This window comes from Streptomyces sp. NPDC002926 (assembly GCF_053591755.1).
Window position 1 is genome coordinate 1 of the sequence record NZ_JBSFUK010000006.1, and the last position, 13,838, is coordinate 13,838.

Annotated in this window: 5 protein-coding genes, 1 tRNA gene and 1 rRNA gene; 6 read left to right on the forward strand and 1 reads right to left on the reverse strand. The window is 68.3% G+C overall.

Annotated elements, in window-relative coordinates; translation table 11 throughout:
- Positions 1–93 (forward strand): 5S ribosomal RNA (gene rrf, locus ACWDZ6_RS13660); the annotation flags it as partial.
- A 313-nt stretch (positions 94–406) separates the two neighbouring features.
- Positions 407–479: transfer RNA gene (locus ACWDZ6_RS13665), tRNA-Thr, on the forward strand.
- Positions 480–526: 47 nt separating this feature from the next.
- Here the strand turns inward: ACWDZ6_RS13665 and ACWDZ6_RS13670 are convergent.
- Entirely contained in the window at positions 527–3,178 is a 2,652-nt protein-coding gene (locus tag ACWDZ6_RS13670; RefSeq protein ID WP_389182159.1) for a SpoIIE family protein phosphatase, read from the reverse strand.
- Between the two features lie 269 nt (positions 3,179–3,447).
- Between ACWDZ6_RS13670 and ACWDZ6_RS13675 the strand changes: the two genes are divergently transcribed.
- The 4 genes from ACWDZ6_RS13675 to ACWDZ6_RS13690 all read left to right on the forward strand — a co-directional run bounded on the left by ACWDZ6_RS13675 (position 3,448) and on the right by ACWDZ6_RS13690 (position 13,806).
- Positions 3,448–8,928, forward strand: a complete 5,481-nt coding sequence (locus tag ACWDZ6_RS13675; protein ID WP_451502978.1) for a HAMP domain-containing protein — start codon at positions 3,448–3,450, stop codon at positions 8,926–8,928.
- 244 nt (positions 8,929–9,172) lie between these two features.
- The gene (locus ACWDZ6_RS13680) at positions 9,173–9,856 is read left to right on the forward strand and encodes a response regulator (protein WP_366730223.1); all 684 of its coding nucleotides are present in this window, start codon (positions 9,173–9,175) and stop codon (positions 9,854–9,856) included.
- Positions 9,857–9,971: 115 nt separating this feature from the next.
- Positions 9,972–12,749 carry a DNA translocase FtsK gene (locus tag ACWDZ6_RS13685; RefSeq protein ID WP_451502979.1) on the forward strand — a complete coding sequence of 926 codons (2,778 nt, stop codon included), beginning with the start codon at positions 9,972–9,974 and terminating at the stop codon, positions 12,747–12,749.
- A gap of 190 nt (positions 12,750–12,939) precedes the next feature.
- Positions 12,940–13,806 (forward strand): helix-turn-helix domain-containing protein, encoded by an 867-nt coding sequence (locus ACWDZ6_RS13690; RefSeq protein WP_389182149.1) that lies wholly within the window; start codon positions 12,940–12,942, stop codon positions 13,804–13,806.
- The last annotated feature ends 32 nt before the right edge of the window (positions 13,807–13,838 follow it).

Consider the following 13,838-nt stretch of genomic DNA (forward strand, 5'->3'; position numbering starts at 1 on the left):
ACGCCCGGTTACATTCCGAACCCGGAAGCTAAGCCTTTCAGCGCCGATGGTACTGCAGGGGGGACCCTGTGGGAGAGTAGGACACCGCCGAACAATCATTGTGGGGAAGCCCCGCACCGTCATGGTGCGGGGCTTTTCTGCGTTCGGAACCCATTGCGCCAACCCCCTCGATCCGTATGCCCCGCCCGCCGCTCAGAGCGCTCAGAGACGGCCGGCGGCCTTCAGCGCCAGCTGTAGCCCGGCCACGAGAGGCCGTTGGGGCGGCGACAACGGATCGTGTGCTCGAACCTGTCCGCATCGGCGCATGGTGGCAGGACGGGCGCGGCCGGTCCGCAGGAGAGGTACGGATGGTTCTGAGCAGCCGGGTGTTCAGGGTATGATCTATCCCGTTGCCGCAGGGCAGCAGGCCCCAATAGCTCAGTCGGTAGAGCGTCTCCATGGTAAGGAGAAGGTCTACGGTTCGATTCCGTATTGGGGCTCGGCAAAGAAGAAGGCCCCCGCCAAGTGGCGGGGGCCTTCTTCGTGTTCAGGCCCTGTGGGGCTCCGGGATGCGCATCGCGAGGATGGCCATGTCGTCCGAGGCGGGTTCGGCCGCGAAGCGCTCCACCGCACGCAGGACGCGGCTGGCGACCGCCCCCGCCGTCAGGCCGGTGCAGGTCGTCAGGACGTCGATCAGGCCGTCGTCGCCCATCATGCGGGTGCCCTCGCGGCGTTCGGTGACGCCGTCCGTGACACAGAGCAGGACGTCGCCGGGGTCGAGGGTCACCATCTGCTCGTACAGCTCCAGGTCTTCCATGACGCCGAGGAGGGGCTGCGGCTCCGCTGCCGGTTCCACGCTGCCGTCCTGACGCAGACGCAGCGGCAGAGGATGGCCGGCGCAGACGACCTTGAGGACCGCGCTGCCGTCCTCCTGGGGCCACAACTCCCCGTACAGGAGCGTGAGGAAGCGGCTGCGGGCGCCTTCATCGAGGATCGCCGCGTTCAGGCGCTCGAGTACCGCAGGGCCGCCGAAGCCCTCGCGGGCGAGCAGACGCAGAGCATGGCGGGCGAGGCCGGTCACGGCCGCGGCTTCCGGGCCCGTACCGCAGACGTCGCCGATGGCGAAGCCGTACGCGCCGTCGCGGATGGGGAAGAGGTCGTAGAAGTCGCCGCCGACTTCGTTGCCTTCGCCGGCCGCGCGGTAGATGACCTCGACCTCGACGCCGGGGATCTGGGGCAGGCCCGGCGGCAGCAGGCTGCGCTGCAGGGCCTGGCTGATGGCTGTGCGCTCGGAGTACAGCCGGGCGTTGTCGAGGGCGAGGGCCGCTCGACGGGAGAGGTCCTCGGCGAGTTCCAGGATCTCCTGGCGGAAGTGGTCGTCGGAAGGCTTGCCGAGGACCAGCATGCCGATGACACGGTTGCGGGCGACGAGCGGCAGGACCACCGTCTCGCCGCCGACCGCTGCGGCCGTGGCGCGTGTGGTGCCGATGCCGGAGGAGACCGGTGAAGTGGAGCCCAGGCCGAGTTCGCGCTTGGAGGTAAGCAGAGCCGCTCGTTGGGCGGCGTCGGCCGGAGCGGCCCAGACGCGGGCTCCCGGGGTGGGGACCGGGTCGGGCGGGGCGATTTTGGAGAGGAGAGCCTTGAGTCCGTCGATGCGGTCCTCGTCCTCGTGGAGTACGTAACTGAGGTACGGGTCCGAGGCCTGGTCGGCGATCGTGTAGACGGCGCACCAGGTGGCGAGGGTGGGCACCGTCATCTGGGCCATCAGCGCCAGGGTTTGGTCGCGGTCGAGCGTTCCGGCGAGCAGGTCGGAGGCCTCGACGAGGAAGGAGAGCGAGCCGCGGCGCAGGCGTTCCAGCTCGCCCAGGCGGGCCGATTCCACGGCGAGGGCGATGCGGTCGGCGGCGAACTGGAGGCGCAGGGCCTCCTCGTTGGAGTAGCGGCCCGAGGATTCGGCGGCGACGCCGAGGGAGCCGGTGAGGCGGCCCTCGACCTTCAGCGGGACGGTGACGACCGAGCGCATCCCGGTGGAGTTGAGCAGCGGGACGGCGCCAGGGACGGCGGTGAGGTCCTCGTGGACGGCGGGCATTCGGGCTGAGCCGTAGCGGCCGGTGCCGGCTTCCACCGGGACGCGGGCGAAGCGCTGGCGGGCCGAGGGGAGGCCCGTGGTTGCGCGTACTTCGAGTTCGGTCTCGTCGTCGGTGGCCAGCAGCAGGAAAGCGGCGTCGCCGTCGAGCATGTCGCGGGCGCGCTCGACGGTGCGCTGGAGGAGGCCGTCGAGGTCGTCGGGGGCGGGGGAGCCGATGAAGACCTCGAAGGGGTCGGTGGCGCCGTTCTCGCCGCTCTCGGTGACCGGGACGCGCTGGGGGCTCTGGATGACGGCGCGTTCGTCGTCGCGTACGAGAAGGCAGACCGTGGAGGGCTCGCCGTTGGTGTCCCGTACCCGAAGGTGGGAGGCATAGACGGGGACGACGCGGCCGTCGGTGCCCCGGATGCCGTAGCTGCCTTCCCAGCGGGAGAGTTGGAGGGCCTCGACGATGCCGGTGCCGATGCCGGGGGTGTGCGGCCAGGCGGCGAAGTCGGTCAGCGGCTTGCCGATGACGTGCTCGGCGGCGTACCCGAAGAGGTGCTGGGCGTCCTCGTTCCAGACGGAGATCGAACCGCTGCGGTCGATCTGCGTGACGGCGACGCGCACGCGTTCGTCGGCCACCGGGAGCAGGGCGACGGGCATGACCGGGCCGGCGGACCGGGTGCCCACCGGGCGCTGGGGGAGGTCGAGTTGAAACCACACCTGTTTGTAGGTGGGGGTGTACTCGACGCCCCAGCGGGAGGCAAGGGCGGCGCACAGCAGGAGTCCCCGGCCGTTCTCGCGGTCGGGGCTGCCGAGCGACAGGCCGGTGCCCTGGATCGGGATTTCGCGCTCGGGGTAGCGGTCGGCGACTTCGACCCGTACGCCGTCCTCCGTGCGCAGACAGAGAACGTCGGCCGAGGTGCCGGCGTGCACGACGGCATTGGTGACGAGCTCGCTCGTGAGGACGACCGCATCATCGACGACGTCGGCGTACCCCCACCCCTGGAGGGTGTCGCGGACAAAGGCGCGGGCGGTCGCGACGGACCGTCCCACAGGGTCGAAGCTGGCAGCCGCCCGCGCGGTGATCACAGAACTCCTCGTACGCGTCTCGACGCCCGGCTCTGCCATGATTCGGCCTGCCCCTCCCGGTGCCCGCTGGTAGTACTTGCGCCACCCCGCCCCCGCCGGGCGGACCGGAGCGGGTGGACAGCCGGATGCCAGGTTACTTACCTTCGCTGTCCGAGCGGATGCGGGTTACCGCTGTTTCCGCCCACCGAGGGCGGGGACGCTATGCGAAGCTGCCGAACTGTTATGGCCTGGTTCGGCCGTGGTGAAACACTGGGCAGGCTTCCTGAGACAGCCCGGGCAGTACGGTCAACCCCTGCGGGAGGGACACGGTGGAGTCTGGCGTGGCGGCGCGTGGCAAGAACACGCGCGCGAAAGGCGGACGGGCCCGGAACAATGGGACGACCGAAGTGGACGCGGCAGCCCTGAACAGGCTGCTGGCGGCTCTGGTGTCGATGCGGGACGGAAACTTCCGCAGGCGTCTGACCGTGTCCGGCGACGGCGTTATGTCCGAAATTGCGGCTGTATTCAACGAAGTCGCCGACCGTAATCTCCACCTCACGGGTGAACTCGCACGGGTGCGCAGGATGGTCGGGCGCGAGGGGAAGCTGACCGAGCGGCTGGAGACGGGGGCCTGTGAGGGCTCCTGGGCGGCCGCGATCGACGCCTCGAACGCTCTGGTGGACGATCTGGCGCGGCCGGTGTCCGAGGTGGGGCGGGTGCTCTCGGCGGTCGCCGAGGGCGACCTGGAGCAGCGTATGGAGCTGCGCTCGCACGCCGTGGACAGGGCGGACGGGTCCGACGGGAACGTACGGCCGCTGCGCGGTGAGTTCCTGAAGGTCGCCCGGACCGTGAACAACCTGGTCGACCAGTTGTCGGCGTTCACCGACGAGGTGACGCGGGTGGCGCTGGAGGTCGGTACCGAGGGCAAACTCGGCGGCCAGGCCCAGGTGCGCGGAATGTCTGGTTCGTGGAAGGATCTCACGGATTCGGTCAACACCATGGCGTACCGATTGACCGCACAGGTGCGTGACATTGCTCTCGTCACCACGGCGGTCGCCAAGGGCGATCTGTCGCGCAAGGTCACCGTCCATGTGGCCGGCGAGATGCTTCAGCTGAAGAACACCGTCAACACGATGGTCGATCAGCTGTCCTCTTTCTCTTCCGAGGTGACCCGCGTCGCCCGGGAGGTCGGCACGGAGGGCGAGCTCGGCGGGCAGGCGGCGGTGCCCGGTGTGGCAGGTGTGTGGAAAGACCTCACCGATTCGGTGAACACCATGGCCGGAAACCTCACCTCCCAAGTGCGCGGGATCGCCGAGGTGACGACGGCGGTCGCCAATGGTGATCTGTCGCAGAAGGTCACGGTGAGCGCGCGCGGTGAGGTGGCTCAACTCGCCGAGACGATCAACCAGATGACCGAGACGCTGCGTACGTTCGCGGACGAGGTCACCCGGGTGGCGAGCGAGGTCGGGGCCGAGGGGCTGCTCGGCGGGCAGGCGCAGGTGCCGGGCGCGGCCGGGACCTGGAAGGACCTCACCGACTCGGTGAACACCGTCTTCCGCAATCTGACCACGCAGGTGCGGGACATCGCGCAGGTGACGACGGCGGTCGCGAACGGTGATCTGTCGCAGAAGGTCACGGTCGATGTCGCGGGCGAGATGCTGGAGCTGAAGAACACCGTCAACACGATGGTGGACCAGCTGCAGTCCTTCGGTTCCCAGGTGACCCGGGTGGCCCGGGAGGTCGGCGTCGAGGGCCGGCTCGGCGGGCAGGCCGAGGTGCCGGGGGCGGCGGGTACGTGGAAGGACCTCACCGACTCGGTGAACACGGCGTTCCGTAACCTCACCGGCCAGGTGCGGGACATCGCGCAGGTGACGACGGCGGTCGCCAATGGTGATCTGTCGCAGAAGGTCACGGTCGATGTCGCGGGCGAGATGCTGGAGCTGAAGAACACCGTCAACACGATGGTGGCGCAGCTGTCCTCGTTCGCCGACCAGGTCACGCGGATGGCGCGGGATGTGGGTACGGAGGGTCGCCTCGGCGGCCAGGCGCGCGTCGACGGTGTCAGCGGTACCTGGAAGGAACTCACCGACTCCGTCAACTTCATGGCGGGGAACCTGACTTCGCAGGTGCGGCAGATCGCCCAGGTGACGACCGCGGTGGCACGTGGCGATCTGTCCCAGAAGATCGACGTGGACGCGCGCGGCGAGATCCTGGAGCTGAAGAACACCATCAACACGATGGTCGACCAGCTCTCCGCGTTCGCCGAGCAGGTGACCCGGGTGGCCCGCGAGGTGGGCACGGACGGCCGGCTCGGCGGTCAGGCGCAGGTGCCCGGCGTTGCCGGTGTGTGGCGCGATCTGACGGACTCCGTGAACGGTATGGCCGAGAACCTCACCGGTCAGGTCCGTAACATCGCGCAGGTCGCCACCGCCGTGGCCCGTGGTGATCTGTCGCAGAAGATCGACGTGGATGCGCGCGGCGAGATCCTGGAGCTGAAGAACACCCTCAACACGATGGTGGATCAGCTCTCGAACTTCGCCGAGCAGGTGACCCGGGTGGCCCGTGAGGTGGGCACCGAGGGCATCCTGGGCGGCCAGGCCGAGGTGCAGGGAGTTTCCGGCACCTGGAAGGACCTCACGCAGTCCGTCAACTTCATGGCCAACAACCTGACCTCGCAGGTGCGCAATATCGCCGAGGTGACGACCGCGGTCGCCAAGGGCGACCTGTCGAAGAAGATCACTGTCGATGCCAAGGGCGAGATCCTCGAGCTGGTGACGACGGTCAACACGATGGTCGACCAGCTGCTGGACTTCGCCGACGAGGTGACCAGGGTCGCCCGTGAAGTGGGTACGGAAGGTGTGCTGGGCGGTCAGGCGCGGGTGCGCGGCGTCACCGGCATCTGGAAGGACCTCAGCGACAACGTCAACCTGATGGCCAACAACCTCACCAATCAGGTGCGGAACATCTCGCGGGTCTCCGCGGCGGTCGCCAACGGCGATCTGACGAAGAAGGTGACGGTCGAGGCGAGCGGCGAGGTCGCCGAACTCGCCGACACCGTCAACACGATGGTGACGACGCTGTCGTCGTTCGCCGACGAGGTGACCCGGGTGGCCCGCGAGGTGGGCACCGAGGGCGAGCTGGGCGGTCAGGCCCATGTGCCGGGCGTCTCCGGGACCTGGAAGGACCTCACCGAGTCCGTGAACTCGATGGCGTCCAATCTGACCGGCCAGGTGCGGCAGATCGCCACGGTCACCACCGCCATTGCCAAGGGCGACCTCACCAGGAAGATCGACATCGATGCGCGGGGCGAGATCCTCGAGCTGAAGACCACCATCAACACCATGGTCGACCAGCTGTCCTCGTTCGCCGAGGAGGTCACCCGGGTGGCCCGTGAGGTGGGTACGGACGGGCAGCTGGGCGGTCAGGCGCGGGTGCGGGACGTCGACGGCACCTGGAGGGACCTCACGGAATCGGTGAACGAGATGGCCGGGAACCTCACCCGCCAGGTGCGGGCGATCGCGGCCGTCGCGACCGCGGTGACCCGCGGCGATCTGAACCTCAAGATCGATGTGGACGCGGCGGGCGAGATCCAGGTTCTGCAGGACAACATCAATACGATGATCGCGAACCTTCGCGACACCACGCTCGCCAATGAGGAACAGGACTGGCTCAAGGGCAACCTGGCCCGTATCTCGGGTCTGATGCAGGGCAGGCGCGACCTGGAGGACGTGGCTTCGCTGATCATGAGTGAGCTCACGCCGGTCGTCTCCGCGCAGCACGGCGCGTTCTTCCTGGCGATGGCGACGAGCAGCGGTCCGGATGTGTCCGACGCCGGGGAGATGTCGTACGAGCTGTGCATGCGCGGCAGTTACGGCTATTCCGCGGGTCTGATGCCGACCTCGTTCCGGCCGGGCGAGACTCTCATCGGCACCGCCGCCGAGGAGAAGCGGACCATCCAGGTCAATGTGCCGCCGGGTTACCTGAGGATCTCCTCGGGGCTCGGTGAGGCCTCGCCGGCGTATGTGATCGTGCTGCCGGTGCTGTTCGAGGGGAAGGTCCTCGGTGTGATCGAGCTGGCGTCGTTCCAGCCCTTCACGCAGATCCAGCGGGACTTCCTGAACCAGATCGCAGAGATGATCGCGACGAGCGTCAACACCATCAGCGTCAATACGAAGACCGAGGTGCTGCTCAAGCAGTCGCAGGAGCTGACCGAGCAGTTGCGTGAACGCTCCGCGGAGCTGGAGAACCGGCAGAAGGCGCTGCAGGCCTCCAACGCCGAGCTGGAGGAGAAGGCCGAACTGCTGGCGCAGCAGAACCGCGACATCGAGGTGAAGAACACCGAGATCGAAGAGGCCAGGCAGGTGCTGGAGGAACGCGCCGAGCAGCTCGCGGTCTCGATGCGCTACAAGTCGGAGTTCCTGGCGAACATGTCGCACGAGCTGCGTACGCCGCTCAACTCCCTCCTGATCCTCGCCAAGTTGCTCGCGGACAACGCCGAGGGCAATCTCTCGCCGAAGCAGGTGGAATTCGCCGAGACGATCCATGGCGCGGGCTCCGATCTGCTGCAGCTGATCAACGACATCCTCGATCTGTCGAAGGTCGAGGCGGGCAAGATGGACGTCAGCCCGACGCGTATCGCGCTGGTGCAGCTCGTCGACTATGTGGAGGCGACCTTCCGGCCGCTGACCGCGGAGAAGGGTCTCGACTTCTCCGTACGGGTGTCGCCGGAGCTGCCCGCGACGCTGCACACGGACGAACAGCGGCTGCTGCAGGTACTGCGCAACCTCCTGTCCAACGCGGTGAAGTTCACCGACAGCGGGGCGGTGGAGCTGGTGATCCGGCCGGCGAGCGCCGACGTGCCGCAGTCGATCCGCGAACAGCTGCTGGAGGCCGGTTCGCTGCGGGACGCGGACGGCGATCTGATCGCCTTCTCGGTCACCGACACCGGTATCGGGATCGCTGCCGGCAAGATGCGGGTGATCTTCGAGGCGTTCAAGCAGGCCGACGGTACGACGAGCCGTAAGTACGGCGGTACGGGCCTGGGCCTGTCGATCAGCCGGGAGATCGCCCGGCTGCTCGGCGGCGAGATCCACGCGGCGAGCGAACCGGGCCGCGGCTCGACGTTCACCCTGTATCTGCCTCTTCACCCGAGCGAACTGCCGCCGCAGGGCTACCCTCAGCTCGCTCCCGGCGCGGTCGACCCGCAGGGCGCCGCCGACGGCGATGTGGAGGACCTGGGCCGGCAGGCGCAGACGGCGTCCGCCGATGTCCACGCAGGCCCGGCGGCACTGTTCCGCCGTCGCCGCAAGGCGCTGGGCGCCGTGGACCAGCGACCGGCGCTGCCGGGCCAGCTGGGCGGCCCCGCGGCGGGCCAGGAGCAGTGGGCGGCGAACGGCAGCCAGGAGACGCCGGATCCGCGGCGCACCTTCTCCTTCGACGGCGAGAAGGTGCTGATCGTCGATGACGACATCCGCAATGTCTTCGCGCTCACCAGCGTTCTGGAGCAGCACGGGCTGTCGGTGCTGTACGCGGAGAACGGCCGCGAGGGCATCGAAGTGCTGGAGCAGCACGACGATGTGACGGTCGTACTGATGGACATCATGATGCCGGAGATGGACGGGTACGCGACGACGACGGCGATCCGCAGGATGCCGCAGTTCGCCGGACTGCCGATCATCGCGCTCACCGCGAAGGCGATGAAGGGCGACCGGGAGAAGGCCATCGAGTCGGGCGCTTCCGACTATGTCACCAAGCCGGTCGATCCCGACCATTTGCTCTCGGTGATGGAGCAGTGGATGCGCGGGGAGTGATCGATGACCGCACGGTTCAACGCGAGTTGCTGACTGACTGTGGCCGATAGCGTGTGAGACGGCGGTATTCGGGGAACCTTCTGGTCTCCCACCACGTTTCTGCTACGTGCACAGTGACATCGCGGTGACAGGGTGTGGCGACAGGCGGGGTGCGGCTACCATGACCGGCACAAGGACGGGCGACGCAAGGGAGTCGTCCCCTGGGGCGGCGCCCGGTGCACATCCGGGACGAGGAGGACGGGCCATGGTGCAGAAGGCCAAGATCCTCCTGGTCGATGACCGGCCGGAGAATCTGCTGGCGCTGGAGGCCATCCTCTCTGCGCTCGATCAGACACTGGTGCGGGCATCGTCAGGGGAGGAAGCGCTCAAAGCGCTACTGACGGACGACTTCGCGGTCATTCTGCTGGATGTCCAGATGCCGGGCATGGACGGATTCGAGACGGCCGCGCACATCAAGCGGCGCGAGCGGACCCGGGACATCCCCATCATCTTTCTCACCGCGATCAACCACGGCCCGCACCACACCTTCCGGGGTTATGCCGCGGGCGCGGTCGACTACATTTCCAAACCGTTCGACCCGTGGGTGCTGCGCGCGAAGGTCTCGGTCTTCGTCGAGCTCTATATGAAGAACTGCCAACTGCGTGAGCAGGCGGCGCTGCTGCGGCTCCAGCTGGAGGGCGGCGGCCAGACGAGTCCGGGCGACGCCAAGGAGCCGGCAGGCCTCCTCGCCGAGCTCTCCGCGCGGCTCGCGGCAGTTGAGGAACAGGCGGAAGCGCTGTCCAAGCAGCTCGACGACGACTCGGCGGACGCCGCGGCCGTAGCCACCGCCGCCCATCTCGAACGCAAACTGACCGGCCTGCGCCGGGCACTGGACGCCCTGGAGCCCGGGGCCGGCGGCGGTGCGCCAACACTCCCCTCGCAGAACTGAACGGCTGCCGCACGCTTGAAGGAGCGTCAGCTTCCCGCCTCCATCCGGGCGACACGAACGGGTGAAGCAGTAGGCACACGTGTCCCCTGCCGTCGACACCGGTAACCTCACCACCATGGCCTCACGTACGTCCGGCAAGGGTTCCCAGGGCGCGGCGGGCACCGCGAAGCCGCGCGCCGGCCGTACGACCGGCGCCGCGAAGAAGGCGGCGCCCGCCAAGAAGACCGCCGCGAAGAAGAACACGCCCGCGAAGAAGGCACCCGCCAGGAAGGCGGCGGCCAGGAAAGCTGCTGCGCCGAGACCGGCGCCGTCCCCCACGGGCGGCGTGTACCGGCTCGCTCGCGCTCTCTGGCTCGGCCTCGCACACGCCGTGGGGGCGATGTTCCGCGGCATAGGGCGCGGCGCGAAGGGACTCGACCCGGCGCACCGCAAGGACGGTCTGGCGCTCCTGCTCCTCGGCCTGGCCCTGATTGTCGCCGCCGGTACCTGGTCCAATCTGAGCGGTCCGGTCGGTGATCTCGTCGAGATGCTGGTGACCGGCGCCTTCGGCCGGCTCGATCTGCTCGTGCCGATACTGCTGGCTGCCATCGCCGTGCGCCTGATCCTCTATCCCGAGAGGCCCGAGGCCAACGGCCGGATCGTGATCGGACTGTCCGCGCTCGTCGTCGGTGTGCTCGGCCAGGTCCACATCGCCTGCGGCTCGCCGGGCCGCGAGGAGGGCACCGAGGCGATGCAGGACGCGGGCGGCCTGATCGGCTGGGCCGCATCCAAGCCGCTGATCTTCACCATGGGTGAGGTGCTCGCCGTACCGCTGCTCGTGCTGCTCACTCTCTTCGGTCTGCTCGTGGTCACCGCGACGCCCGTCAACGCCATTCCGCAGCGGCTGCGGCTGCTCGGCTCCAAACTGGGTATCGCCGATCCGCCGTACGACGCCGGGGCCGAGGCTGGGGACGACGACGAGCGGTACGAGGACCAGTGGCGCGAGGCGGTGCCCGGCCGCAGGCGCCGCCCGTCCGCGCGCCGGAGCGAGGAGCCGGCGGAGTTCGACGCGGACCATGCGGAGGAGGAGGCGCTCACCAAGCGCCGGCGGCCGCGCAGGGCTTCCGTGCAGCCTGCTCTGCACCGGCCGATGGACGCCGTGGACGTGGCCGCGGCGGCCGCCGCGGCACTCGACGGGGCCGTACTGAACGGCATGCCGCCCTCGCCGCTCGTCGCCGATCTCACCCGGGACGTCACCGCCGAACGACAGCGGGCGGCCACTCCCGTGCCGAGCGCGCGCGAGCCCGAACAACCGGATCAGGGGGAGCGGAAACAGAAGGAACGCGAGCTGAACTCGTCCGTTCCTGACCTGACCAAGTCCGCGCCCGCCGAGTCCCACCCCCTGCCGTCGCGCGCCGAGCAGCTGCAGCTCTCCGGCGACATCACCTACGCGCTGCCCTCCCTCGACCTTCTGGAGCGGGGCGGCCCCGGAAAGACGCGCAGCGCCGCCAATGACGTGGTCGTCGCCTCGCTCAGCAATGTCTTCATGGAGTTCAAGGTCGACGCGGCCGTCACCGGCTTCACCCGCGGCCCGACGGTCACCCGGTACGAGGTGGAGCTGGGCCCGGCCGTGAAGGTCGAGCGGATCACCGCGCTCACCAAGAACATCGCTTACGCCGTCGCCAGCCCGGACGTCCGGATCATCTCCCCGATCCCCGGCAAGTCCGCGGTCGGCATCGAGATCCCGAACTCCGACCGCGAGATGGTCAACCTCGGCGACGTACTGCGCCTCGCGGACGCCGCGGGGGACGAGCATCCGATGCTGGTCGCGCTCGGCAAGGACGTCGAGGGCGGCTATGTGATGGCCAATCTCGCGAAGATGCCGCACGTCCTGGTAGCCGGCGCGACCGGATCGGGAAAGTCGTCCTGCATCAACTGTCTGATCACCTCGGTGATGGTGCGGGCGACGCCGGAGGACGTACGGATGGTGCTCGTCGACCCCAAGCGGGTGGAGCTCACCGCGTACGAGGGCATTCCGCACCTGATCACGCCGATCATCACCAACCCCAAGCGGGCCGCGGAGGCGCTGCAGTGGGTGGTGCGGGAGATGGATCTGCGCTACGACGACCTGGCGGCGTACGGCTACCGGCACATCGACGACTTCAACCAGGCCATAAGGAATGGCAAGGTCAAACCACCGGAGGGCAGCGAGCGCGAGCTCACCCCGTACCCGTATCTGCTGGTGATCGTGGACGAGCTCGCCGATCTGATGATGGTCGCGCCGCGCGACGTCGAGGACGCCATCGTCCGTATCACCCAGCTGGCGCGCGCCGCCGGCATCCATCTGGTACTGGCGACCCAGCGGCCGTCGGTCGATGTCGTCACCGGCCTGATCAAGGCCAATGTGCCCTCGCGGCTCGCCTTCGCGACCTCGTCGCTCGCCGACAGCCGGGTCATCCTGGACCAGCCGGGCGCGGAGAAGCTGATCGGCAAGGGCGACGGGCTCTTCCTCCCGATGGGTGCCAACAAGCCCACCCGTATGCAGGGCGCCTTCGTGACCGAGGACGAAGTCGCGGTGGTGGTCCAGCACTGCAAGGATCAGATGGCGCCGGTCTTCCGCGAGGACGTGGTGGTCGGGACGAAGCAGAAGAAGGAGGTCGACGAGGACATCGGCGACGACCTCGATCTGCTTTGCCAGGCCGCCGAGCTGGTCGTATCCACCCAGTTCGGGTCCACCTCAATGCTTCAGCGGAAGCTGCGTGTCGGCTTCGCGAAGGCGGGCAGACTGATGGATCTAATGGAGTCACGGAACATCGTCGGGCCGAGCGAGGGCTCGAAGGCACGCGATGTTCTGGTGAAACCGGACGAACTGGACGGAGTGCTCGCCGTGATACGCGGGGAGTCTCATTCTTAAGGGTCCGGAGAGCAACCGTTTCCCCCAGTCGTACGTCAAGTTGGAGGGAGGGACAGACAGGTGTCCCACCATCACGGATGTCCGGCCATTCTGATGGCGTACAAAGTCCCTCCGCCCGGTTGCCCCACCCTTTCGTACCACCCATAGACTGAACCTCCAGCAGGTGGTTACACGCTCGAAAGGCGCCCCCGTGTCCATCGGCAACTCCCCCGAAGACGACCGGCCTTCAATCGAGGACGACCGGCCTTTGACCGAAGACGATCAGTTTTCAATCGAAGACGACCGGCCTTCGATCGGTCGTGCGCTCCAGCAGGCTCGCATCGACGCAGGTCTGACCGTCGACGAGGTCACGACCTCCACCCGGGTGCGCATTCCCATCGTGCACGGGATCGAAGAGGACGACTTCTCCCGCTGCGGCGGCGATGTGTACGCCCGCGGGCATATCCGCGCGCTGGCACGTGCCGTCGGGCTCGACCCCGATCCGCTTGTCGCGCAGTTCGACGCGGAGCACGGCGGACGGCCTTCGCCGACGCCTGCCGCGCCGCTCTTCGAGGCCGAGCGCATCCGCCCGGAACGGCGCCGCCCCAACTGGACGGCCGCCATGGTCGCCGCGATCGTCGCCGTGATCGGCTTCGTCGGCTTCACGCTCTTCAACGGCGCGGACGACGGCGGCAAGGGCAGCCATGTCGCGGAGGGGCCGGCGCCCGAGGAGAAGCCCAGCCCGGCCAAGTCCACGAGCAAGCCCGCCGACCCCAAGCCCGATCCCTCGGACAGCGCCATCGCGGCGGTGCCGAAGGACAAGGTGACGGTGAAGCTCTCCGTCCTGGACGACAAGAGCTGGATCTCCGCCAAGTCGCACAACGGCAAGCTGCTCTTCGACGGGACGCTGCTCAAGGGCGAGTCCAGGACCTTCCAGGACGACGAGCGGGTCGATCTCATCCTCGGCAACGCCGGGGCGATCGAGCTGTTCGTGAACGGCAAGAAGGTCGAGGACCAGTTCGAGACCGGTCAGGTCGAGCGGCTGTCGTACACGAAGGGCGACCCCGAGGTCGGCTGACAGGCCGCTGCTGACGTGCGCCCCCGAGCGTG

Bases quoted from the DNA above. Each gene is read 5' to 3' on its own strand.
- ACWDZ6_RS13685 (WP_451502979.1), top strand. From the start codon at position 9,972: ATGGCCTCACGTACGTCCGGCAAGGGTTCCCAGGGCGCGGCGGGCACC.
- ACWDZ6_RS13670 (WP_389182159.1), bottom strand. From the start codon at position 3,178: ATGGCAGAGCCGGGCGTCGAGACGCGTACGAGGAGTTCTGTGATCACC.
- ACWDZ6_RS13680 (WP_366730223.1), top strand. From the start codon at position 9,173: ATGGTGCAGAAGGCCAAGATCCTCCTGGTCGATGACCGGCCGGAGAAT.